The 24157-nt window shown below is 56.2% G+C and carries 24 protein-coding genes and 1 other annotated feature; of the genes, 3 read left to right on the top strand and 21 right to left on the bottom strand.

Going from position 1 to position 24157, the window contains the following annotated elements; genetic code table 11:
• Positions 1-26 precede the first annotated feature (26 nt).
• From yqeK to BLU70_RS07420, 13 genes are all read right to left on the bottom strand, one after another.
• Complete coding sequence (yqeK, locus tag BLU70_RS07360) at positions 27-602, bottom strand: bis(5'-nucleosyl)-tetraphosphatase (symmetrical) YqeK (RefSeq protein ID WP_040288293.1); 576 nt, start codon at positions 600-602, stop codon at positions 27-29.
• Positions 583-1281 carry a nicotinate (nicotinamide) nucleotide adenylyltransferase gene (gene nadD / locus BLU70_RS07365; RefSeq protein WP_006445519.1) on the bottom strand — a complete coding sequence of 233 codons (699 nt, stop codon included), beginning with the start codon at positions 1279-1281 and terminating at the stop codon, positions 583-585. Before nadD ends, yqeK begins: the two co-directional genes overlap by 20 nt.
• Positions 1278-2123 carry a shikimate dehydrogenase gene (gene aroE / locus BLU70_RS07370; RefSeq protein ID WP_006445518.1) on the bottom strand — a complete coding sequence of 282 codons (846 nt, stop codon included), beginning with the start codon at positions 2121-2123 and terminating at the stop codon, positions 1278-1280. Before aroE ends, nadD begins: the two co-directional genes overlap by 4 nt.
• A complete protein-coding gene (gene yqeH, locus BLU70_RS07375) occupies positions 2120-3322 on the bottom strand; it encodes a ribosome biogenesis GTPase YqeH (protein ID WP_074692983.1) in 1203 nt (400 codons plus the stop codon). Before yqeH ends, aroE begins: the two co-directional genes overlap by 4 nt.
• The gene (locus BLU70_RS07380; protein ID WP_052012160.1) at positions 3312-3842 is read right to left on the bottom strand and encodes a YqeG family HAD IIIA-type phosphatase; all 531 of its coding nucleotides are present in this window, start codon (positions 3840-3842) and stop codon (positions 3312-3314) included. The genes yqeH and BLU70_RS07380 overlap by 11 nt, the downstream gene beginning before the upstream one ends.
• A gap of 168 nt (positions 3843-4010) precedes the next feature.
• Positions 4011-4730: an RNA polymerase sporulation sigma factor SigK gene (gene sigK, locus BLU70_RS07385; RefSeq protein ID WP_040288370.1), complete on the bottom strand. Its 720-nt coding sequence runs from the start codon at positions 4728-4730 to the stop codon at positions 4011-4013.
• Positions 4731-4836: 106 nt separating this feature from the next.
• Positions 4837-5937 carry a sensor histidine kinase gene (locus BLU70_RS07390; protein WP_052012159.1) on the bottom strand — a complete coding sequence of 367 codons (1101 nt, stop codon included), beginning with the start codon at positions 5935-5937 and terminating at the stop codon, positions 4837-4839.
• 98 nt (positions 5938-6035) lie between these two features.
• Positions 6036-7523, bottom strand: coding sequence for a penicillin-binding transpeptidase domain-containing protein (locus BLU70_RS07395; protein WP_074692986.1), 1488 nt, complete (start codon positions 7521-7523; stop codon positions 6036-6038).
• Positions 7524-7623: 100 nt separating this feature from the next.
• Positions 7624-8706, bottom strand: coding sequence for an endolytic transglycosylase MltG (gene mltG / locus BLU70_RS07400; protein WP_006445510.1), 1083 nt, complete (start codon positions 8704-8706; stop codon positions 7624-7626).
• Positions 8707-8742: 36 nt separating this feature from the next.
• Positions 8743-9171 carry a Holliday junction resolvase RuvX gene (ruvX, locus tag BLU70_RS07405; RefSeq protein ID WP_237716360.1) on the bottom strand — a complete coding sequence of 143 codons (429 nt, stop codon included), beginning with the start codon at positions 9169-9171 and terminating at the stop codon, positions 8743-8745.
• Entirely contained in the window at positions 9134-9412 is a 279-nt protein-coding gene (locus BLU70_RS07410; RefSeq protein ID WP_006445506.1) for an IreB family regulatory phosphoprotein, read from the bottom strand. The genes ruvX and BLU70_RS07410 overlap by 38 nt, the downstream gene beginning before the upstream one ends.
• Before the next feature lie 59 nt (positions 9413-9471).
• Positions 9472-12111, bottom strand: coding sequence for an alanine--tRNA ligase (alaS, locus tag BLU70_RS07415; RefSeq protein WP_074692989.1), 2640 nt, complete (start codon positions 12109-12111; stop codon positions 9472-9474).
• Between the two features lie 71 nt (positions 12112-12182).
• Positions 12183-12394: a binding site (T-box leader), on the bottom strand.
• Positions 12395-12432: 38 nt separating this feature from the next.
• Positions 12433-13500, bottom strand: a complete 1068-nt coding sequence (locus BLU70_RS07420; RefSeq protein WP_006445503.1) for an AI-2E family transporter — start codon at positions 13498-13500, stop codon at positions 12433-12435.
• Positions 13501-13666: 166 nt separating this feature from the next.
• On the opposite strand from BLU70_RS07420, the gene crcB (BLU70_RS07425) reads away from it, so the two are divergent.
• Both crcB (BLU70_RS07425) and crcB (BLU70_RS07430) read left to right on the top strand, forming a co-directional pair.
• The gene (gene crcB / locus BLU70_RS07425) at positions 13667-14050 is read left to right on the top strand and encodes a fluoride efflux transporter CrcB (protein WP_040288287.1); all 384 of its coding nucleotides are present in this window, start codon (positions 13667-13669) and stop codon (positions 14048-14050) included.
• Positions 14051-14071: 21 nt separating this feature from the next.
• A complete protein-coding gene (crcB, locus tag BLU70_RS07430) occupies positions 14072-14452 on the top strand; it encodes a fluoride efflux transporter CrcB (protein WP_040288365.1) in 381 nt (126 codons plus the stop codon).
• Between the two features lie 52 nt (positions 14453-14504).
• Here the strand turns inward: crcB (BLU70_RS07430) and BLU70_RS07435 are convergent, their stop codons facing one another.
• From BLU70_RS07435 to BLU70_RS07465, 7 genes are all read right to left on the bottom strand, one after another.
• A complete protein-coding gene (locus BLU70_RS07435) occupies positions 14505-14693 on the bottom strand; it encodes a hypothetical protein (RefSeq protein ID WP_040288286.1) in 189 nt (62 codons plus the stop codon).
• Between the two features lie 229 nt (positions 14694-14922).
• A complete protein-coding gene (locus BLU70_RS07440) occupies positions 14923-16065 on the bottom strand; it encodes a cysteine desulfurase family protein (protein WP_006445501.1) in 1143 nt (380 codons plus the stop codon).
• Between the two features lie 30 nt (positions 16066-16095).
• Complete coding sequence (cymR, locus tag BLU70_RS07445) at positions 16096-16506, bottom strand: cysteine metabolism transcriptional regulator CymR (RefSeq protein ID WP_074692991.1); 411 nt, start codon at positions 16504-16506, stop codon at positions 16096-16098.
• On the bottom strand, positions 16503-17783 hold the full coding sequence (locus tag BLU70_RS07450; protein WP_006445499.1) for a replication-associated recombination protein A: 1281 nt from the start codon (positions 17781-17783) through the stop codon (positions 16503-16505). Before BLU70_RS07450 ends, cymR begins: the two co-directional genes overlap by 4 nt.
• A gap of 133 nt (positions 17784-17916) precedes the next feature.
• A complete protein-coding gene (gene aspS / locus BLU70_RS07455; RefSeq protein WP_081503852.1) occupies positions 17917-19719 on the bottom strand; it encodes an aspartate--tRNA ligase in 1803 nt (600 codons plus the stop codon).
• Complete coding sequence (gene hisS / locus BLU70_RS07460) at positions 19716-20981, bottom strand: histidine--tRNA ligase (RefSeq protein ID WP_074692993.1); 1266 nt, start codon at positions 20979-20981, stop codon at positions 19716-19718. Before hisS ends, aspS begins: the two co-directional genes overlap by 4 nt.
• A 331-nt stretch (positions 20982-21312) precedes the next feature.
• Positions 21313-21492, bottom strand: a complete 180-nt coding sequence (locus tag BLU70_RS07465; protein WP_074692995.1) for a hypothetical protein — start codon at positions 21490-21492, stop codon at positions 21313-21315.
• Between the two features lie 125 nt (positions 21493-21617).
• Here BLU70_RS07465 and BLU70_RS07470 point away from each other — a divergent pair, with 125 nt between their 5' ends.
• The gene (locus BLU70_RS07470; protein ID WP_006445496.1) at positions 21618-22928 is read left to right on the top strand and encodes a glutamate-1-semialdehyde 2,1-aminomutase; all 1311 of its coding nucleotides are present in this window, start codon (positions 21618-21620) and stop codon (positions 22926-22928) included.
• Between the two features lie 129 nt (positions 22929-23057).
• On the opposite strand, the gene BLU70_RS07475 is transcribed toward BLU70_RS07470, so the two are convergent.
• The gene (locus BLU70_RS07475; RefSeq protein ID WP_100218554.1) at positions 23058-24152 is read right to left on the bottom strand and encodes a sodium:calcium antiporter; all 1095 of its coding nucleotides are present in this window, start codon (positions 24150-24152) and stop codon (positions 23058-23060) included.
• Positions 24153-24157: the final 5 nt, after the last annotated feature.

Here is a 24157-nt window from a genome sequence, read left to right on the forward strand (position 1 = left end):
TGCCTCCTCAAGCATTGGCCATCGTGTTACACTCCTCGCTCAAGAAGCGAGTTGCGTGCCGCCACTGCAAGTAATCCAAGAGGGCGGCCGGTGGCAATCAAGTAGGTAATCGTGTTGTCGAGACTGGCCCGCGCTGCGTTTGCCAGCCCGTCTGTCAGTGCCGCCCGCACGGCCTCGACACCTGGATACGAACGATTCGGTTCGATGGCATCCGCAACAAACAACACCAGATCCAGATCCGTCATGTTGGGCCGGCCCGTGGTGTGATAGCGCACTGCATCGAGTATCTCTTCATCTTCAATTTGATACGTTTGTTTTCCAATATGCGCAGCGACCGGTCCGTGTAACAACAGAGGTACCGTAAGCCACTCGTCCGGCAGCGAAATTGCATGTTCTTTCACGTACCGCAACAACCGATCCTTCGACCATTCGCGCGCAAAATCGTGCAACCAGGCAGCTACTTCCGCTTTGCTTGGGCAAACCCCGAAGCGATCGGCCAAATCCCGTGCTGTTTGCACAACGCCTTCGACGTGGCGAAAACGAACGTCAGACAGTTGTCTTCGCAAATCCTGAAGCAAACGATCAAGCTTGATCTCCGCCATCCTTCGCCACTCCATTCGGCCCTTGCCACCAGACGTCAAGCACGCGCTCTGGAACAAGCTCACACGTATCTTGCCCGCGATCCAAACGCTCTCGCAACCACGTTGACGACACGTCCAGTAACGGCATTTCGATCACGCCGACCTGCAAATTTGGCAACGCCTTCCGCACCTTGGCCATTGTCTGCGCAATGGGATACCCTTCACGCGCCGCCACAACAAACGGAATCAGGCTACATAGGGCAGTTGCGCCACTCCATGTCGGCAGGTGTGCTAGACTGTCGGCGCCCAGCAAAAACATAAAGTCGACGCCCGCGTACCATTTCTTACATGCTTTGACTGTATCAATCGTGTACGACGGGCGCGGCAGTCTCGCCTCCAGCGGCATCGTTCGCAAATGCGGCCTATCATGTAGCAAGGCCGAAACCATGGCGACCCGCCATGCAAACGTGTCATCCGCAATGTCCGCTTTATGCGGTGGACTGGGGGCGGGCAGAAACCAGACCTCATCAACACCCGTTTGCTCATAGGCAAGCTGCGCCATCGTCAAATGACCTACATGCGGTGGATCAAAGGTGCCACCAAACAGCAACACCTTTTTGGCTGACGTCGCGGGCAGTGGCTTCGTTTGCGATCGATTTAAGTCGCTTTCAGTATACCACACCCCATTTTCGCGGTTCATTGTGCCCCTCGCTCCTTGTTGAGCGCGCTATACACCGCATCCGCCATCACCTGGGCCGGGGCCTTTTGCGAAAGCCACCACTCATACGCATCGACACCTTGCCAAATCAACATCGAGGCGCCGTCGACCACCGTCGCTCCCGCTTCCTTCGCCATCCTCAAAAACGTCGTCTCAAGTGGCCGATACACAATGTCCTGCACAAGTTGACCAGGGCTAAATACTGTAGGATCGTCGATTGGGGACGTATCGGCATTCGGCCACATGCCTAGTGGCGTACATTGAATCACCGCATTGGCATCAGCAACCGCCTGATGTCGATCCGCCCACGCAACGTGACGCAGATGCAACCGATGGCCAAATTGCTTGTCCAACTGCAAAACTGCCTCCGCTCGCCGCGCGGCGATCCCGACGTCTATCCCAGCGCGATGGATGGAAAGTGCCGCAAGAATGGCCTGGACACTGCCGCCAGCACCGAGGACAACGACGCGCAACGGCTCTTGTGGCATCGCGTGCTCGACGGACCGCCACCAACCACTGACGTCCGTGTTATGCCCGACGGCGCCTGAGGATGTGAATCGGACGACATTTACAGCTTGAACCAGTTCCGCTTCTTCTGTGCGCTCCGACACCCAAGCAAAAGCCCCGAGTTTATGCGGAATGGTCACGTTCACGCCGACGGCACCAAGAGCTTTCAGGCCGCGCAGCGCATCAGTTAAGTCTTCTGGCTCGACCCGGAATGGCACATAGACCGCCGAGATACCCTCGGCTGTAAAGGCTGCATTCATCATCGCGGGCGACAAGGAATGGGCAACCGGGTTGCCAAGCACCCCGAACAGCTTCATCGTTCCTCTCCCCTTTGCGCGTCTGCCTCCATGCGCCGCGACAGGTCGCCCACCAAACGCGGACGCAAACTCGGCCCAAGCCATGCCGGCACGCTCAACTCGCCGTCAAAGGGCCGTCCAGACAGCGCAATCCAGCCGAGTCCCGGGATCACAATATCGCTGCCACGCCCCGAGATGGCGAGGCTTCCACGTGCAGACGGTTCGCCGCGGCGCACGCGCTGTAGGCGAATGCTACGGCGATTCGCAAAGTCTGGGCGACATGCGGCACATGGTACTTGCAGGATATCGTCCTGATGCCGCTCCCAAATCTCATCCGCGCGAGACAGCTTTGTGCGGTGAACCGGTAAGTCGTTTGCGACATACAGGACAATCGGTTGTCTATCTCCCCGTTCAAAATCCAACCGGACAATCCCGCCCAAAAACAGCGTCTGCTCTGGATTGAGCTGGTACACGCGGGGACGTAAGCGACTTTGCGGAACGACGATCCGCAGGCAATCGACACACAGGCGTTCAATGACGCGCGCTTCGTGAACCAGGCCCGGCGTGTCGTATAGCTCGATCCTCCCGTGACGACCAGTGATTTCGAGCCGGGACAGAGCCAATGTCGTCCCGGGTCGACGAGACACCGTATACGGAGCCTTTTTGTCGCTGAGCCTACCAGCAATGGCATTCAGCAGTGTCGACTTACCCGTATTTGCCATACCAACCACGTAAACGGGTCGTTCCGTTTCCCACTCGACCAGACCAAGCACTTGTTCGATCCCAAGCTGCTTTTCGGCGCTGACAAACAAAACATCGCTGACCGGCACGCGGGTGCGTTCCACCTGTTCACGAATCCAATCGGCCAGGCGCGTGTACTGTACGCGTTCTGGCAGCAGATCGACTTTGTTGACGACAACCACAACTTCGCTGTTGAGAACAAAGCGAGCCAGATTCGGTACGAGACTGCCAGCGAGATCGAACACGTCAACCACATAAAGGACGAGGCCAGGTCGCTCGAAGATCTGCGCGACTTGCGCCTGATACGTCGATTCATCGACAGTCACTGGAAGAAATTCTCCATAGTGGCGTATTCGAAAACATCGCCTGCACAAGACATCCGGTTTGCCAACGGCGCTTTCAGGAACGTAACCAGGCTTGTCCTCGTCCGTGCTTTGCAAGGGCGCACCGCACCCGAGACAAACAATCTCAGCGACCATCTTCCGACCTCCCAACGCGCACGACATGTGGGCGCTTGAGTCCACGGCTGCGCAACATCATCAAGGCGACGCGCTCCATCATGCGCACCGCTTTCGTACCCCACCACTCTTTAGGATCCAGTGGCAGGACCAAAATACTGTACATGCCAAGCCGATTGGCTCCTTGAATATCTGTAAACAACTGATCTCCAACCATCACGGCAGCTTCCGGTGGGAGTTGGAATCTCTCCAAAGCCATGCGAAAACCTGTCGACTTCGGCTTGCGAGCGCCAGCAACGGCAGGCAATCCAGAGGCTCTGGCAAAAGCATCGACCCGTGCCTCGCCGTTGTTCGAGACGATGCAGACATGAAATCCCTTGGCGTGCGCCATTTTCAGCCAATCCGCAAGTTTCTCAGGCACCTGTGGATGATTCCAGGGCACCAAGGTGTTGTCGAGATCGGTCAGGATCAGTCGCTTTCCCCGGCGCCAAAGGTCTTCTAAGTCGATTTCGTAAATGGAACGCACATACTCGTCCGGCATGAGCCGAGACAAAACTCCCACAATTCTCACCCAATTCTAAGGCCGTTCACATATGACGGTAAGACATGATAGCATAGCCGCCACAAAAAGCATAGTTTGCAAAACAGCCAAACCGTCCGCTTAGGCTTCAGAAGCCCGTACAGACAGCTTGGCTGCAAACGTCCTCATTTACACAGGTGAATCGGACTGCGAGGGCTTGCCACTGCGCATATTCTCATACAATTTGCCCAGGGCGCGATGTTCAATGCGCGATACGTAACTGCGCGAGATCCCCAATTCCTTTGCGATTTCACGTTGCGTGCGCTCTTCTCCGTCAGGAAGGCCAAAACGCTTGCACAAAACCTCTCGCTCTCGCGCGGGCAGCATCGGCAAACACTCGTACATCTTTTGCTTCTCCCATGACAAATCCACTGTATCGACAACTTCGTCAGGGTCGGAACCCAGTAAGTCTGCTAAGGTCATCTCATTGCCGTCCTTGTCGGTGCCAATGGGATCCGATAGCAATGCGTCCCGGCGATGCTTTTTTGTGCTCCGCAGATACATCAGGATCTCATTCTCAATGCAACGTGCGGCATAAGTCGCCAGCTTCGTGCCTTTGTCGGTACTGTAACTTTCTACGGCCTTGATGAGCCCAATGGTGCCAATGGATATAAGGTCTTCCTGATCTTCGCCTGACGATTCATATTTTTTGGCCAAGTGTGCGACCAGACGTAAGTTGTGTTCGATAAGCAAGTTGCGAGCAGATGTGTCGCCCTGTGTATGGCGGGCGATGGCTTCCCGCTCTTCCTCAGCAGACAGAGGCTGAGGAAAGGCGCCATTCTTTACATATGAAACAAAGACTGAAACATCCTTGAGCACAAGTGCCAGCAGCGTCAAAATACCAGACAGAACGCCCACCTCCGGTCGACCGTTGTCGGGTGTGACGCTGCTAACTGTATGCGAGCTGGACAGAATTTCTGCTACGATTCGACGAGACGCCGCGATGGAGTCGTCATCATCTCGCCTCTTTCGCTACCAATGGTAAAATCGCCGTCGCGCGCATACCGTGATCGCCCGCCACCGCCAACGTCAAGCTGCCGCCGTGCGACAGACATCGTTCCCGCACGGAGCGCATGCCAGCCTCCTCCTCCAAAGTTGCCACATCCCGGAACACGCCATGATCGGTCACCTCAAGCACCACGCTACTGTTTTCGCGATACAAACGCACGTCAATTCTGTCGGCTTCTGCATGTTTCGCTACGTTGGTCAGCAATTCTTGCAAGATGCGGTAGAGTGTCGCCGCGATACTTGTCGGTAGTTCGTCGATGGCTAGGGACATACTGCATGTGCATGGAATCTGGAACTTACGCTCGAAACTCTCCACCACATTGCGCAGGAACCCACAATCGATACCATGTTCCATGGAATCGCCCATGACCGTGACTGTACGCCTGAGTTCCGTAAGAGCCTGGCGTGCCTCTGCAACTGCCTCGTCACACAGCCGGGCCGCGTCGTCTTGTCGGCCTGTGTGGGAAGCCGTGCGCATCGCCTCCAATTGGACGATCAGCGATGTCAGTTGCCGCTCAATCCCATCGTGCATATCCTGCGCCAACCGCAAACGCTCGACATCTGCCTCGAGGCGCACCGCCGCTTCCGTCTCCCTGGCCAACATGGCGTACGCGTGTACAACATGCTCGTGCTCGCGGCGTCGCAGTGCCCCAGCGCGCACGCCAAAGAAGAGCACGACAAGGGCAAATCCCTCGACCGCCGCGGGGATAGGCGACATGCCGCTCGTCAGCACGACGAGTAAGCTCACCAAGGCATACAAAATGGTCAACAGCGGATCGATCACGTCCATCGCGGAGGCAAGCCAACCTAACAGCGGCCATAAGGCGTCCGTCGCGTGGTGTAACGGCTGGTCTCCCAATATCACTAAGGCCGCGACGAGCGCCAACGCGCCACCCGTCACCCAAGGGGCCCAGCGTCGACTGCGCACGTCGACAAGCCCAAGGATCATGGCGCATTGTCCGAAAATCAGAACATCGTATAAGGTGCGGAGGACAAACGAACCGTGCGCAAGCGGCAAGTAGACAATCAACATGACAATTGCGCCCACGAGCCGCCTCATCCAAAACCCGATGTCGCGGCCTCTAAATCGCCGCGACTTCTCCGATTGGGTTGTCTCCCATACACGCGAAATTCCGAACTGTCGTTTCATGCATTCATCATAACAGAAGCTGGTGATGCCAACCATGCCTTGGCGATTGCCAGAACGTCCCGATGCGCTTTCGCGCTCGGCTCGTCATGTACTGTAATCGCGAAAGCAGCCGACGGATGACCTCCTGTCATACGATAGCCGACTATCCAAGCGTTGACGCGGCCGCCCCCCAGTTCCGCCGTACCACTCTTTGCTGCGATTGCAAATGTGTGCAAGGCATACAACGTCCCGTGCGGGTCGTGCACAGCTTGCCACATCGCCTGTCCGATCACGCCAGCCGCATAGCGATCACAAGCGCGTTTGGCAGGCGGTGCGGCCACAGACACCCAATGCTGACCAGCGCGCCAGCCGAGCACGAGCCGCGCAGGCCTGTACTCGCCGCCAGAGGCCACGGTTGCTGCCAAAAGCGCACCCGCAAGCGGCGTCATGCGCACATCCTCTTGACCAATTGCCGTATTCGCCAAAAGCCCAGGATCATCTCCGTTGCGGCGGAAGACGATGCCGTGCGCCGCCTCAGGAACGATCCCTTGCGATCCGGATAGAGCCGCCAGACCTGTAGTCAACAACCCGAACCTACTAGCGGCTTTTTCGATCGCCGTTTGGCCGAGACGAACACCCAGTTCGGCAAACGTCACATCGCATGACTGGGCGATGGCGTCGACCAGCGAAACGACACCATGCACCCGCCAACAGTGCATCGCGACGTGTGGTAGGTGAGCCAAGCCATCGCAAGAAAACATCTCCTGCGCCCGCGTGACATGCGTTTCGAGAGCCTCCGCTGCCACCACCAGTTTGAACACTGATCCCGGCGCGATGGCCGTCAAAGCATCGCTTTGGACGCCGTGCGCCGCCGAAGCTACGACCAAAGCGTCCCGGTGGTGCAAGTCGATTTCGACGATACTGGCGTGGCGTACACCGCGATCGCGTAGGATTTTCTCCGCCTGCATCTGCATGTGGGCGTCGAGCGTTGTCACGACATCGGCGCCGCGCCTTGGCAGTAAACCATAACCTCCGGCATATCCAGATAACGGATTAGGCCGACCGTCCGCCATATCCAAGTGACCGATCATCGCCGGTCGACGCGATCGCAGGACGGCGTCGAAAGCTTGTTCAAGCCCACCGCGTCCCTCCTCGGGCACGGCCAACTGCGGGTTCGGCCAAACGTCTGGCTTTCCCACACGCCCCACCAATTCCGGAGCCAAGGCTACGCCACGCTTCCTTACGGGACGGTTCGCTGGCAACCATGGCGTGCCATCGCGAAATCGAATCACGCCACGGCCATCCGCGACCACTTGCGTGCGAAAATGCTCCATGTCGATTCGCCAACGCTCCCCATGGAGATTTGACTCCATACCACGGCCCAGCCGCAAACACGCCATCACCGCGACCAACTTGAGCGAAAGGGCAAGAATAGCTGCGAGCCACACCCCGTGAATAAACAAAAGCCGGCGTTTGGACGCCGGCGTATCGCTCCACCGCTGCATAACATCGCCTCACGCGTGAAGGGTGCAAAAAGAGCCTTCACCGGTTGACTTTACCATGTCCAGTAGGAGCGTCTGTTATGTGATCATTTCTCGGGAAACGTTAGCTGTGCGCATGCTGTAAATTCTGCTCGCGCAACATTTCATTGTGCAACTGCTGTGCATAAGTCTTGGCAAAGTAGTGTTCTCCACTGCCGTCGCCCTTCGCAACATAATACAGATACTGCGTGTGCGCCGGATGCAACACCGCCTCGATGCTCGCCAGACCTGGACTGCAAATCGGACCGGGTGGCAAGCCCGTCACCAAGTATGTGTTGTACGCGTTTTTTGCGTCCATAATATCCGCATCGGTCACGACTGCAAGGTGATGCCCTATGGCATAGTCAACGGTCGCATCGATTTGTAATCGCATGTGCAACCGCAAACGATTGTCGATCACGCTCGCAATAAGCGGCCGCTCCTGCTCAACCTCGGCCTCATTTTCAACGAGCGACGCTTCTGTGACCACCTGGTTCAAAGACAGTCCCTGGGCTCGCATCAACTTGAGGTTGGCAGGTGTAAGCACGCGTGTCGCAAAGTCATTTAGCATTTCGTTGACGATGTCCTGCGGATTCTCACCGCGCAAAAATTGGTATGTATCTGGAAACAAGTAACCCTCAAGTCGGTAACGGATCTGCTTGCGACCAGCAAGTTGTTGCAAAAACGGTTGCGTATAATCGCTCGCTTGCACGGCGCGCAAAAACGACGGCGCTGTGCAGACGCCGTCTCTCTGCAGGGTGGCTGCGATGTCAGCGATATCGTAGCCTTCTGGGATGGTGACGTTCACGGCTTCCGAAATGACATCGCCACCTGACAGCTTCGCGAAAATATGCGGAATCCCCATGTTCGGAGACAGCGCATATGTTCCGGCCTGGATGACGAGTGCGCCGTGTAAACGTCCATATAGTGAGAACGCCGTTGCACTGCGCACCAAACCCCGTGCTGCCAGATCTCTGGCCACGGCACCGACGCTTTCGCCTGTGTGCACGACGACCTTTGTAAGCGATGTGCGCGACGATACCGGAGCAAGACTCGTGCGGTACCAACCAACGACCATACAGACGACAAATACAACGAAAATCACGAGCGCCAGAGCGATTCGACGCAACCGCTTGTCCAACCAGCTCTGACGCGCCTCCTTTGCCATTGTTTCACCTTCCGTCCAAGCCAGAACCAGATGTCCTCAGCGATGTGCGTCCAGGTAGTTTTGCAACAAAATCGTCGCCGCTACTGCATCAATGATGCTGCGCCGACGCTTTCGCCGTACATCTCCTTCCAGCAGCGCCCGCTCCGCGCTGACGGTCGTTAACCGCTCGTCAAAAAGTTCCACTGGAATACTCACTCGTTCGCGCAATTGCTGCGCGAATGAAGCGGCTTTCTGTGCCTTCTCGCCGACTTCCCCTTTCATCGTGATGGGATTGCCCACGATGATCCGGTCCACGCCATGCTCCACGACCAGCCCAGCGATGACATCGACAACCTGTTCGTCCGTCTCACGTTGAATGACGGTCAACGCCGACGCGATAAGCCCTGTCGGATCCGACAGGGCTATCCCGACGCGCCGTTCACCATAGTCAACGGCCAAAGTCCGCATCGCCATGAAGTGCGGCATAGGCCCGCACCAGTTCTTCAATTAAATCGTCTCGTTCGATCCGCCGAATCGTGTTGCGTGCATCTAGGTGGCTTGTGATATATGCGGGATCTCCGGAAATCAGGTAGCCGGCAATCTGGTAAATCGGATTGTAGCCTTTTTCCTTCAAGGCGCGATACGCCACCTGAAAAGCGTGACGCGCCTCGGCGTTTTCCGATTTCGTCTCAAACCGCATCGTGCTGTCAAAATCCTGGTTTGTCAAAGCCCGCACCTCGCTCGAGCGTCAGCCGACGCAAGAATAGCTTCGTCCCTTAGTTCGGCTCAGACCGCCCGATCTCCTGCGACGGCCTCCACAATTTCCGCAACTTTTTCGATCGCGGCACCCAGTTTCTCCGGATCGCGTGCGCCAGCTTGTGCCAGATCGGGGCGTCCCCCGCCACCACCGCCGGCAATCGCCGCGACCTGCTTGACGATTTGGCCTGCATGGAATCCTTTTTCCTGCAGATCCTTGGAAACCGAAGCCACAAATTGAACTTTCTCATTGTGCACGGAACCGAGGACGACCATGTATGTCTCGCGCCCGACGCGCAGCTCGTCAATCAGTTGGCGCAACCCTTCCATGTCGACATCCCTTAAAGCCGCGCGAATGACCGGAACGCCAGAGATGTTCTCTTCCCGCTTAGCAAGATCGGCGACACGGCCGTGGTTGAGCCGAGCCTTGGCGGACTCCAACTCGCGCTCCAGTGCACGCGTCTCCTCAATCACGCGCCCAACGCGATCGACCACCGTCGCCGGGGTCGCTTTGACCAACTGTGCGACCTGACGCAACTGTGCCTCACGCTCCCGCGCCACGCTGTAGGCATGGCGCCCTGTCACGGCTTCGATGCGCCGCGTGCCACTGCCGATGCCGGTCTCCGAGACGATGAGGAACTGGCCTATCAACCCAGTTCGCTCGACGTGGCAACCGCCACACAACTCAATGCTCTCACCAGCTTGCACGACGCGCACCCGTTTGCCGTATTTCTCGCCGAACAGGGCCATCGCACCGAGCGACTTGGCATCGTCGATGTCCATTTCGCGAATCACCACATGGTGATCTTGCCAAATCGCATCGTTGACATGAGCCTCGACCTTCGCCAACTCCTCGTCCGAAAGCGGTCCAAAGTGTGAAAAGTCAAAGCGCAGCCGCTCTGGTTCGACGAGCGATCCCGCTTGTGCGACGTGGGTGCCAAGGATTTCGCGCAATGCCCTGTGCAAGAGGTGTGTAGCCGTGTGATTTTTGACCGTGTCACGACGCAAGTCTGCATCGACATGGGCGCGCACGGAGTCGCCTTGGTGTAAAGACCCGTCGATGACGCGAATCGTCATCACATTCTGTCCATGAGGCGCTTTGCGCACGTCGAGGACTTCCGCCCGCCCGCTCGCGCCGACAATCTCGCCGCGATCGGCGACTTGCCCGCCACTCTCCGCGTAAAATGGCGTCACGTCGAGAACGACCTGCGCCTCGCTGCCGACACTGACTCCATCGACGCGCTCGCCGTCTTGTACGAGTGCGACGATTTCCGCGTCCACGGTCAATTCCTCATAACCTACAAATTTCGATGGCTGATCGATGGTCTCTAGCGCACCGCGCTGACTCTGCATGCCCTCTGCCACCTGCCGAGCCTGGCGGGCACGCGTCCGCTGTGCCTCCAGTTCCGCGTCAAAGCCATCGCGATCGACCGTAAAGCCCGATTCTTTGGCGATCTCGACGGTCAAGTCAATTGGGAAACCATACGTGTCGTACAGTCGGAAGGCGTCTGTCCCACTGATCACCGTCTCATTCTTTGCACCAAGCTCGGCCATCAATTCGGACAGCAAAGCCTCGCCCCCGCTCAGCGTCTCGTGGAACCTCTCTTCTTCGGTGCGGACGACGCGCTCAATAAGGCTTCTCTTCTCGCGGATCTCTGGGTAATCTTCCCCCATGATCTCATCGACGACGGCGACGAGTTGGTACATAAACGGCTTTTCGATGCCGAGCCGACGCCCGCTGCGCACCGCGCGGCGCAGCAAGCGGCGAATGATGTAACTGCGGCCTTCGTTGCCGGGAAGCACGCCATCGCCGATAGCAAATGTCACCGTGCGCAAATGATCTGCGACGATTTTGAAGTGAATATCGTCCTCGTCTGACTCCCCGTAGCGCCGACCCGCGATCTCGCCTGTGCGATCGATAATGGGCCGGAACAAATCGGTTTCAAAATTGTTGGCAACGCCCTGTAACAGGGAAGCGAGGCGCTCGAGTCCGGAGCCTGTGTCGATATTCCGCTTTGGCAGGGGCGTATACTCTCCGTCTGCACCTTTGTTGAACTGGGTAAACACGAGATTCCAGATTTCCAGAAAGCGATCACAGTCACAACCGGGCTTACAATCGTCCGCACCGCAACCAAACGCTTCTCCGCGATCATAAAAGATTTCCGAGCATGGGCCGCATGGGCCTTCACCAATTTCCCAAAAGTTGTCCTCTGTGCCGCGATAGATGCGGTTTTCCGGCAGTCCAACCTGGCGGTGCCAGATCTCAAACGCCTCGTCGTCTTCGACGTGAATGGTCACCGAAATGCGCTCCGGTTCCATCTCAAGCACCTGCGTGAGAAATTCCCATGCCCAGGTGATGGCCTCTTTTTTGAAGTAATCCCCAAACGAAAAATTCCCCAGCATCTCAAAGAAGGTCTGGTGCCGAGCGGTATGGCCAACTTCTTCAATGTCGTTCGTACGAATGCATTTTTGCGCATCGACAATGCGTGGAATTTCAGGGATTTCACGACCATCAAAATACGGTTTAAGCGGCGCCATGCCAGCGTTGATCCATAAAAGCGTTGGATCGTCGTGCGGGACTAAACTAAAACTTGGCAATACCTGATGGCCGCGCGCTGCGAAAAACGATTTGAATGCGCGGCGAATTTCTTGTCCAGTGAGCGATTTCATAGAGAACGTATCCTCCCTTAACTCTCTCGTTTGTCAAAGAAAACGAGAAGATCGCAAAAAGCTCCCGTCCCCTCAGGGACGGGAGCTGTTTATCACCCGCGGTACCACCCTGGTTACAAGCTAGGAGCTTGTCCCTCTTCGCTGTAACGGGCGCACCCGGCATGCGTTTGTCAGCATGCGCTTGGAAGTAGCTTCGGCCGGCCACCCGGGGCGGCTCCCACCTGATGCCCGCCCTCTCTGAACGAGTGGATCTCGACGTACTCAGCTTCCGCATCGCTTTGTCGATTTTTGATTCTATCGGTCTCGCGGGCCGCTGTCAATTCACTTCGGGACGCGCGATCGACGCTCGTTTGCCCAACTGGTCCAAACGACTTTTAGCACGGCCAGTGTCGGTACCGCAAGGATGAGTCCGACCACGCCAGCAAGTTCACCGCCGATCAGCAACGCTGCGACAATTGCCATGGGATGCAATTTTAAGGTACGTCCCATGATTTGTGGCGAAATGAAGTTACCTTCGCACTGCTGAACGGCGATATTGACGATGACAACCTTGATCAAAAGCGCAGGGCTCACAGTCAGCGCGATGATGACCGCGGGCGCGATGCCAATAATGGGGCCAAGGTACGGAATGATGTCAGCGATGGCCAAAAACAGAGCGAGTAAGAGCGCGTAAGGCATGCCGATGATCAAGTAACCGATGAAAGCAAGAATGCCAATCGCCAACATCACAAGAAACTGGCCGCGGATATAGCCGCCTAAGGTCTCGTCGATGCCGTGCAGAATGATGCGAACGCGGCGTTTATAGCGAACTGGCGCCAATCCCACCATGGCCCGGCCAATCGCTTTAGCGTCCTTCAACATGTAAAACACGAGAAAAGGAACGATGAACGCCATGAAAATGGCATTGATAGTACTGCTGATGAACGAAAAGATCCCCGTGGGTGCCGTTTCAAAACGATGTTCCAGTTGTTGCAAGGCATTTTCGAGACCTACGCGAACGGTATCGGGAAGATATTGCTTACGGCTGTTCACCATATCCATCCAGTGGCTGATTTGCGCCGTGATCGCAGGAAAGCTGCTGACAAGTTGCGATATCTGCCGGGAAATCACAGGCACGGCATTGAGTACCCCGACGACCACCAAGATAGCGAATGTGAAGTAAATGCACAAAATAGCGGCGCTGCGCGGAACGCGCCGGCGATGTAGCAACTCGACCACAGGCTGAAGGATGTAACTAATGATGAGAGCCGCGAGAAAGGGATAAAAGACGGTGCTGATGACGGCCCAAATGTCCATGAAAAATCCCCGCAACAGGCCAAACAAGTAGATGCACAAAAGCGTCGCCGCGACCGACAGGGCGACTCGAAAATAGCGACTTGTCGGCAACACCGAGCACCTCCGGGGGAATTTTGGCCATATCCCATAGACCCGTGGACAAGGCTCTTCACAGTATATGCAACTTTCCGTTCCATCATTTGCTATATGATAAATTCGCTTCGAGATTCGAAGAGGCTTGTGTATACTGAAGACAAGTTATCACGGGAAGGTGAGGTCGTTGCCATATTTGGCCGTCGCCGCCGGAGGATTTGTCGGTGCCATATTGCGTTACGTGATCAGCGAGTGGGTCGGAACGGCTCACGGCTTCAACGTCGCCACACTCCTCATCAACTGGGCGGGTTGCTTGGTGCTCGGATGGTTGAACACGATGACCAGTGAACGACTGCCTATTCATCCACACATTCGGCTGGGCATCGGCACGGGCCTCATCGGCGCGTTCACGACGTTTTCCACGTTTACGGTCGACGCATGGAAACTTTATCAGGTCGGACAGGTTGACCTTGCTCTTCTCTACATATTGCTGTCTGTTGGTGGCGGTTTACTCTTCAGCTATGCTGGATTTCGAATCGCGGACGGCATGTTTCGCGCCGGCGCTCGCTAGGAGGATCACGACGTGACGTATATGACCATGTTATGGGTCGGAATCGGAGGCGTCGTGGGGGCACTGCTGCGCTACCAGGTCTCGCGTGCCATCAACGCTCGGACAAGCTCCCCATTCCCTTGGGCGACTCTCGCCATCAATCTGAGCGGATCGTGGCTCCTTGGCTGGCTGACGAGTCATCTGCACAAACTTGTTCCTACCTTGCACAACGTCCCAATGCTGGTCTTGGGCGTGGGGCTATGCGGGGCTTATACGACATTCTCAACCTTTTCATACGAAGCGGTAAGCCTTTTTCGCGCTCGTCAAGAGATTTTGTCGCTCACGTATGTGGCGCTATCTTGCCTAGGTGGATTGGCATTGTCCGCCATGGGCTTATACGGTTTGCCACACAGCCATCCATAAATCAAAAGGACGGCCATTTGCCGTCCTTTTGCATCTTCCTATCCCAATCGGCTTAAGCGCCGGTTCCATATTCCAATGCGTTGGACGGATGTTCAACCACGATCAACGAACCGTCCTCGGCCACCTCGTAGACGCGGACTTCATCACCAGACACGTTGAACTCCGCGAAGCAGCTCCAGCAATAGTACTGATTTGCACCAATTTTACCGATATCCCGGCTTGTGCAACTCGGACACCGCATTCCTAGGTCCCCCCTTCTCGCAAATGGAAGGCGCACCTCGGCTACGCCATCGTTCCCGTTGGATATAATTTCGCAATTGATCAATAGCTTTCCCAGGATGGATAATTGCAAAACCAAATTTCAGCTTGCGAAATATATACCGAACGAGATTCCTGGTCAATGGTACGCCTATGGTGGAACGTTTGCAATGCAGAAACTGGTTAACAGAGCCGAAGTGGCTTACGAAATGTCACGAAACTGTGAAACGTGAACGAATCAATTGGACACATTCCTTTACGACACGAGCGGCCTGTTTCATTTCGTCAATGGTATTTTGCCAACTAAAACTAAACCGCACCGCCTCGCGCACATGTCCCAGTCCACAGGCCTGGATGACGTGACTTGGCTCCAGACTTCCCGCTGTGCAGGCCGATCCGGCAGATGCCATCACACCCTCGAGATCCAGGCGCATCAGCAAGACATCGTTGCGGACGCCGTCGAAGGCGACATTCAAAATCGATGGCGCAGCGTCCGGCGGACTCAACCGATGCACGCCAGGCACATCGGCCAGAGATGCCCAGAATACATCCCGTAGAGACACGAGGTGCGCGACGTGATCGTCAAAATGACGAGCCAAAACATCGATAGCTGCCGCAAAACCAATCGCACCGGCGACGTTCTCCGTCCCGCCACGCCGCTTCTGCTCTTGGTTCCCCCCATACAAAAGCGGCTGCCACGGCGTATGTTTGCGCACATACAATAAGCCAATACCCTTTGGGCCATGAATTTTGTGCGCCGAAAACGTCGCCATGTCGATATCTGTTTGCACGAGCCCAATCCGTTGTACAGGTAACGCTTGGACCATATCGCTGTGCACGATGATCTGTGGATCATGCCGCTTGACTAGGCGAGCCATCTCTTCAATAGGCTCAATGGTCCCAAGCTCGTTGTTGATGGCCATGACGCTTACCAAGGCGGTATCGGGGCGCAGACAACGAACGACGTTCGCGGGATCGACCAAGCCGTATCGATCCACCGGAACCAGCGTCACCTCCGCGCCAAGGGATTCCAGAAAGGACAACGTATGCAGTACAGCGTGATGTTCGATCGCGCTGGCAACGATGTGCTTGCGGCTTTGCTGTCGCCCCAAATAAGCGCCGACAAGCGCGGCGTTATCCGCTTCTGTACCGCCACTCGTAAAAATCAGATCGCGAGGATCGCAATCCAGCCATGAAGCAATGGTGCGTCGCGCCCGCTCGACGGCTTGCCGAGCTTGTCTGCCCGCCGTATGGGTACTGGATGGGTTGCCGTAAATCGAGGTGAGAAACGGCTCCATCGCCTTCTGAACGGCTTCTGCAAGCGGAGTCGTCGCTGCATTGTCGAGATAAATCACGCGCTCTCCTCCTTGCCAGACAGAAACAAATCAGATGTAAAACATGTATCCGTGCTCTGACTGCCCGCGCATATCGACCAAATCTTGCAGCGTTAAGGAACTCAACACGTCGTGGATGGCTTCCCGTAGACGCGTCCAGAGCACATCGAGTCCATCGTCGATATCTTCGTCGACGATGGTAATCGGACCCTCTAGGGCAAAGATAATATCTTTAACAACGATGTCGCGCGGATTGCGGGCGAGCACGTAGCCGCCGTAAGCGCCGCGGATACTGCGGACAAAGCCCCCATTGCGCAATGGGGCAATGAGTTGTTCCAAGTAATGTTCAGATAAGTTCTGTCGTTCAGCAACCGACTTTAGCGAAATGGGCGCATCGGTCGCCTGCTTGGCGAGATCGACCAGCAGCATGAGGCCGTAGCGCCCCTTCGTCGATATCTTCACGATTGGCCGTCCCCCTCTCGATAATACGTGCGTGGTTCGACGCCAACGGGCCAATAATCTTGCTTCACGTGATGGCCGGGATAGTCATGTGGATAGAGATAACCCACTCCATGCCCCAACTTCTGCGCCCCACTATAGCCCGTTCCCCGCAAGTGTGGCGGCACGACGAGCGGCAAACCGTTTTTGACGTCGGCGAGAGCCTCATTGATGGCCTTGTACGCGGCATTCGACTTGGGTGCTGTCGCCAAGTACGTCGTCACCTGCGACAAGATGATGCGCGCCTCGGGCATGCCGATGGCCATGGCAGCCTGCCAGCCACTTACCGCCAGCGTCAACGCATATGGATCGGCATTGCCGATATCCTCCGCGGCCAAAATCATCAGCCGCCGGGCAATGAATGCCGGATCCTCCCCACCGGTCAACATTTTTGCAAGCCACAAGACAGCGGCATCCGGATCGGACCCGCGAACCGACTTAATGAACGCTGAAATCGTATCGTAATGTTCGTCGCCCGATTTATCGTAGCGCACACCGCCAGCCGACTGCAGGGCAGCCTCGACCTCTTCGACACCGATCTGCGTCTGTCCATCTTCGCCAATCGACGCCGCGAACGCCGCCAGTTCGAGTAAATTCAGGGCCCGGCGCGCATCGCCGCCCGCCTGCAGGCAGATTGCACGGCGCGCGTCAGAACTTAGTTGCACATGCATGCGCCCGAGGCCACGTTCGCCGTCACTACAAGCCCGGTCAAGTAAAACACCAATCTCGTTTGCCGTCAGCGGTTCCAAATGAAACACGTGCGATCGCGAAACCAAAGCAGAGTTGACTTCAAAGTATGGGTTTTCCGTCGTCGCCCCAACCAAAATCAACAAACCAGCTTCGACGTGTGGCAACAATGCGTCTTGCTGGCTCTTATTGAATCGATGAATTTCGTCGAGAAACAACACCGTGCGTCGAGCGTATAGTTCTTGTTGCTCCTTTGCCGCATCCACCGCTTTCCGAATGTCCGCAACACCTGCCGTCACGGCATTCAACTGCACAAAGCTGGCCTTCGTCTGGTGGGCAATGACCTGTGCCAATGTCGTCTTGCCTGTCCCTGGCGGGCCAAACAAGATGATGGATTGCATCCTATCCTGCTCAATCATCCTGCGCAATAACCCCCGCGCCCCTACGATGTGCGCGTGGCCGACCACTTCATCCAGCGAAGTTGGCCGCATGCGGTAGGCAAGCGGTGCGGCATCGGCGCGATCGCGCTCGGACGCCATCGCGAACAGATCCATTGCATCGCCTCTTTCCTGGCGTAACCAAATAAATTCCTAGTCATCCACTCGACTTTATACGATTATACAACGCAATCGCGCTTCCGTAAAAACAGAAGGAGCAGAGCCCATTCGCCCTGCCCTCCTCGTCGTCTTACCCATGATGGCGGACACGTAAATGCAACACTTTCAGCTGTTCTTCAGACACTTCGCCCGGTGCCTCCATCATCAGGTCCGTGCCGCTCGCCGTCTTCGGAAATGCAATGACATCGCGCAACGACTTGGCTCCCGCAAGCAGCATGATGATGCGATCCAAGCCAAAGGCAATACCACCGTGCGGAGGCGTGCCATATTCAAATGCGTTCAACAGGAAGCCAAACTTGTCGTACGCTTCCTCCTTCGTGAACCCAAGCGCCGCGAACATCTGCTCTTGGATCTCCCGGCGATAAATACGCATCGATCCGCCGCCGATCTCAAAGCCGTTGAGGACCATATCGTACGCCTGCGCCCTCACCTTGCCGGGGTCTGTGCCTAACAGCGGAATATCTTCCTCGCGCGGCATCGTGAAAGGATGATGTTCAGCGACCCAGCGCTTCTCCTCTTCGTCGTACGACAGAAGAGGGAAATCGGTGATCCATAAAAACTTGTACGCGTTTGGATCGGCAAGCCCGAGCGTCTGGCCAAGATGGCTACGCAGTGCCCCAAGCGCTGGTAGTACTTGCTTGCGCGATCCGGCGCCAATCAGGATCAGATCGCCCGGCTTCGCCTTTGCACAATCGGCGATGGCCCGGAACTGCTCGTCCGAGAAAAACTTGCTGATGGACGAGCGAAAACTGCCATCTTCGAGAACAGCGATGTAGGCAAGACCACCGAGTCCGTAACCCTTCACAAAGTCGACGAGATCGTCTGTTTGCTTGCGGCTGTACCCCGCACAGCCAGGCGCGACCAAGGCCTTAAGAACCCCACCCTTTGCCAAAACGTCAGCAAACACGCGGAAATCAGTGCCCGCAAGCACGTCGGCGAGATCGACAAAGGCCATGTCGAAACGCAAATCCGGCTTATCGGACCCGTATTTGTCCATCGCCTCGGCATACGGAAGACGCTGAAATGGCCGCGGCACTTCCACGCCAGCGACATCGCGCAAGACGTTGGCAACCATCTCCTCCATCATGTCTTGCAAAGCCGCCTGTGGCAAGAACGACGTTTCAATATCGAGCTGGGTGAACTCGGGTTGCCGATCCGCCCGCAAATCTTCGTCGCGGAAACAACGCGCAATTTGGTAGTACCGCTCAAACCCAGACACCATCAGCAATTGCTTAAAGATCTGTGGCGATTGTGGCAAAGCGTAGAACTCACCTGGTTGCAGGCGACTCGGTACCAGATAATCACGAGCGCCTTCAGGCGTACTTTTCGTTAAAATTGGGGTCTCGATTTCCAAAAAGCCGTGATCGTCCAAGTATTGGCGGAACGCACGAATGATGCGGTGACGCATCATCAGAATGCTCTGCATCTCGGGGCGCCGCAAGTCCAAGTAACGGTGGCGCAGACGCACCGCTTCGTCGACCTCGACGCCATCCTGGATATAAAATGGCGGGTTTTTCGCCGTGTTTTCGATCACGATGTCGCGCACCACGACTTCGATTTCACCGGTTGCAATCTTCGGATTGATGGTCTCTGCATCCCGCTTTTCCAGCGTGCCCTCGATGGCAATCACGAACTCGTTACGCAATTTATCTGCCGCTTCCATCGCATGCTCCGGCGTGCCCCGGCCGCGATCGAACACAAGCTGAACGATACCCGAGCGATCGCGCAGGTCGACAAACACCACACTCCCAAAATCGCGCCGACGCTGTACCCAACCGGCCAGCACGACAGATGTCCCTGGCAGCGCCGACAGAGTGTCTGCCACCCAATGACTGCGTGTTAAACGATGCATCACCTGTTGCTCCACAATCACCACTCACTTCCCCCTCGTTCAATGGCATCCGCCAGTTCGGCAAACGGAATTTCGCGCTGTACACCTGTGGCGAGCTGCTTGACCGTCGCCTTTCCAGAGGCCAACTCGCTTTCCCCTATCATGATGACAAATCGCGCTTGTAGCCGATCCGCCAACTTCAACTGCGACTTTAGGCTACGCCCTTGATAGTCTCTGTCCGCACGCAGCCCCAAGCGGCGCAATGACTTAAGCACGGCCATCGCCGTATGTTCGGCACCTCGGTCGGCAACTGCCACAAACGCATCGAGCCCCACCGTGCGGCCGATTTGCACGTTTTGCGACGCCAACACGGCGATTGCGCGTTCAATCCCGCCGGCAAAGCCGATGCCAGGTGTCGATGGCCCACCTAATTCCTCGACCAGGCCGTTATAGCGCCCACCACCGGCGATGGTGGAAAATCCCGGGGTCGTGATCTCCCACGCCGTGCGCGTATAGTAATCGAGTCCGCGAACGAGATTTTTAGCAATCTCGAACGGAACATCCATTGCCCGTAAATAGCCCTGTACCTGCTCAAAATGATCCTTGCACTCATCGCAAAGGACGTCGACGATGTATGGGACGTTCGCTTCCCGCAACACTGCCTGGCACGACTCGTTTTTGCAGTCAAACAAGCGCAGCGGATTCTTCTCCAATCGCACTTGGCAATCGCGGCACAATTCGTCGCGATGCGGCAATAGCCGTTCAATCATCTGCGCCCTGTGCACGGGTCGACACACGCTACAACCGACCGAGTTGAGTTCGACGGTCAGGTTTTGCAGACCAAGGCGCTCTAAAACGGCGAGGCTGAGCGCGATGACCTCGGCATCGACGGCAGGTAGTTCTGATCCCAACACTTCTGCGCCGTATTGATGAAACTGCCGAAGGCGCCCCTTTTGCGGTTTCTCATAGCGAAACATTGGACCGATATAATACAATTTCGCCAATGCGCCGGTGCCGTACAGCTTGTTCTCGACAAACGCCCGCACAGCACCCGCCGTGCCCTCCGGCCGCAAGGTAACACTGCGATTGCCGCGATCGAGAAACGTGTACATCTCTTTCGACACGATGTCTGTCGTCTCACCGACACCGCGCTCGAACAACTCTGTGTGTTCAAAGATAGGTGTGCGTATTTCGCCGTAGTTGGCCTTGTCCAGCACATCGCGCACCGTACTTTCAAGCGCCTGCCAAACTTCCACTTCGCCCGGCAGGAGATCGACCGTGCCGCGAGGACGTTGAATCTCCATGTGTCATCCTCCTTTTCCATGCTACCGCTGATGTCGCGAGGATTGGCCGCGGGATCAAAAAACGCTCTTTCGTCGATGCCGGTAGATACCGGCAGGGACGAAAGAGCGCTTCCGCGGTGCCACCCTGCTTGAACGAGACGTTCCACCTCAACGGCATAACGCGCCGACGACGCGCGGCCACCTATCAGCAGCTCGCGTTTTCAGAAGCCGTCTTTCCAAACGCAGGCTGGAGTCGCTTGCAGCCACGGCGTACTCTCTCTGAAACAGCCCAAACCGCCTGTACTCTGCTTCCTCATCAAATCGATATGTTGGTTACTATACTGAGGTGAGATTATACGGAATGGCGCATATGTGTGTCAAGCACACCCTGAGCCGGAACCTTAAGCCCGCGCTGAACAGCCATACCTATGGCCGTTTCGGCGAGATAGAGCCGATGGTCATAACGAACGTCGCCCCCGGATGTCAAAACAGAAGAAAGCTCCTTTGCCGCCGTCGCAACAGGTCTACGCAAAACATTTCCCTCCTCTCCCCGTTTGTTTTACCGTTTCCACACATGGCACGGCTCATGCAATGGCATCTGGAGTTGACCATCAGAGCTTGGCAGTGGAACAATAAAGGCTTAAGGAGTGGTGATAGATGGTTCTCGATCGCACACAGTCCAAACTGTGGTTTGAACGAGCACAAGCGGTTATTCTCGGTGGTGTCAACAGCCCATCGCGATCGTACAAATCCGTCGGTGGCGGTACGCCAACGGTCATGGTCCGCGGACAAGGGTCACACATGTACGACGTCGATGGCAACGAATATATCGATTATCTTGCGGCATACGGCCCGTCGATTCTCGGACACGCGCATCCCGCCATCACGGAGGCGATTGCGCAAGCGGCGGTCGACGGAGTGCTCTACGGAACTCCGACGCCGTCCGAGGTGCTGTTCGCAGAAAAACTGCGGCAAGCTATTCCTGACTTGGAGCGCATCCGTTTTGTCAATTCCGGAACCGAGGCCGTTATGACCACGATTCGCGTGGCACGCGCCTATACGGGGCGGCGCAAGGTTTTGAAGTTTGCCGGCTGTTATCATGGCCACTCGGATGCTATGTTGGTTGCGGCCGGATCAGGCCCATCGTCCATCGGCGTCCCCGACAGTGCAGGGGTGACCGCGAACATCGCCAGTGAAGTGATTACCGTTCCGTTTAACGATCCCGATATCTTGGCAAAAGCGCTCGAAGTACACGGTACAGACGTGGCAGCAGTGCTCGTCGAACCTATTGTCGGCAACTTCGGCATCGTTCCACCACGAGACGACCGTTATTTAGGGCAAGTCATCGATCTCGCACATCAACACGGTGCGCTCGTCATTTTCGATGAAGTCATTACAGCATTTCGCTTCCATTACGGAAGCGCCGCGCAGATGTACGACGTGCATCCAGATTTGTACGCGCTCGGGAAGATCATTGGGGGTGGCCTGCCCATTGGCGCATATGGTGGGCGGAAGGACATCATGGAGCAGGTGGCGCCGCTTGGTCCTGCGTATCAGGCTGGAACCATGGCGGGAAATCCCCTGTCGATGCGCACCGGCATGGCATGTCTCGACGTGCTGCAGGAACCTGGCATCTATGACGACATGGCGCGGCGAGCACAAGTTTTGACCGAGGCAGCCCACGAAGCAGCTAAACGTCACGGTGTCTCGATCACCATCAATCGTATGGGCGGAGCGTTCACCATTTATTTCGGAAGTCATCCGGTGCGCAACTACGACGACGCCAACGCGACAGACAGCGACCAATTTGCCCGCTTCTTTCACTTGTTGGCGGATCGCAACATTCTGATTGCACCGTCGAAGTACGAAGCGTGGTTTGTCTCGGCTGTACATACCGATGAGGACATTGAACGTACCGTCGCAGTGTATGACGAGGTATTCAAAGAATTGGGGCAACACAGGCCATGACGCAGAACGCCGGGCGGCTCTGAGAAACGAGCCGTCCGGCTCACATGGTGCGTCGAAGAGAGCCACACGCAGTTTGAACGCGTTTTACCATCCATCGTCCCATCTTATCCTGATTGCGATCAGTCTGGGTCAGCGTAGTCTGGTCTGCCGCAATTTTTGTACGGTAAAGCAGGCTACTAACACGATGATTGCGATCACGCTGCCGAAGATCCAGTAGTAATGTGCCTGGTGAAAACGTTTCACAAGCGTGAGCATAGGAAGTACGAAATAGAGCGTAGAGGCAATGAGCAGTGTCCAGGGCTCGAGTATGCGGCGCACACGATACATCACGACGGTGAAAAGCGCTGCCGAAAACGTTAAAACCGCCGTCAAGCGCGCTTCAGCCGTCAAATTCCATGGTGTCATCCAAATACCAAGCGCAGGAACGAGCGTACTTTGAAACACCATCGCGCCGGTGACGTTGCCTAAAGCCAAACTGTCCTTGCCCTGTCGAATCCAAACCACACTGTTTAACGTTTCTGGCAACTCTGTGGCAAGGGGAATAATCAAAGCTGACAACACAAACGTTGGCAAGCCAATTTGTAAGGCGATTTGTTCGACCCCGCCCGTCAAAATGTGTGCACCGCCGACAATGAGTGCAAGTGACACAAGAAGTTGCAAACTGACGAGACCAAATGAAGGTTCGCCCACCCCTGGTTGCAAATACAGTGGTTTAAGATCTCCCGCGTCCGTGGTTTCTGCCTTATCGCGAAGCGTCCAAATGACAAATACGATGTACAAAAGAACAAGCGCAATGGGCACAAAGCGACGAACCTCAGTTAGGGGGAACAGGGCCGGCAACATGGATAACACATAAGCCACTAAAAAACAGAGCATGTCACGCATGTATGCGCGCCGCTGAATGTGTAGTTGGTACAGCGAATGGCCGAAGCGAAACGCCAGCGTCGCACTCGCAATGACCAACCCGCCTAACGTCGCGAGCAAAAAGGGAGCGCCGAGGATCCCCCCGATCCCAACCTGTTCCGCTTCCTTGCTGCCACCCATCAGAATAGCGGTCACCGGTACCGCCGTTTCCGGCAGCGCGGTGCCTACCGCGGCCAAAATACTCCCTACAGCACCCTGCCCTAGCCCAAACTTGTTACCGACCCACTCGATGGCATTCGTAAAGAGTTCAGCGCCGAACAGAACCATGGCGAGCGAGAACAGAATTTGCACAATGAGCATCAAGA

It is taken from the genome of Alicyclobacillus hesperidum (assembly GCF_900107035.1).
Taxonomy (GTDB): domain Bacteria; phylum Bacillota; class Bacilli; order Alicyclobacillales; family Alicyclobacillaceae; genus Alicyclobacillus; species Alicyclobacillus hesperidum.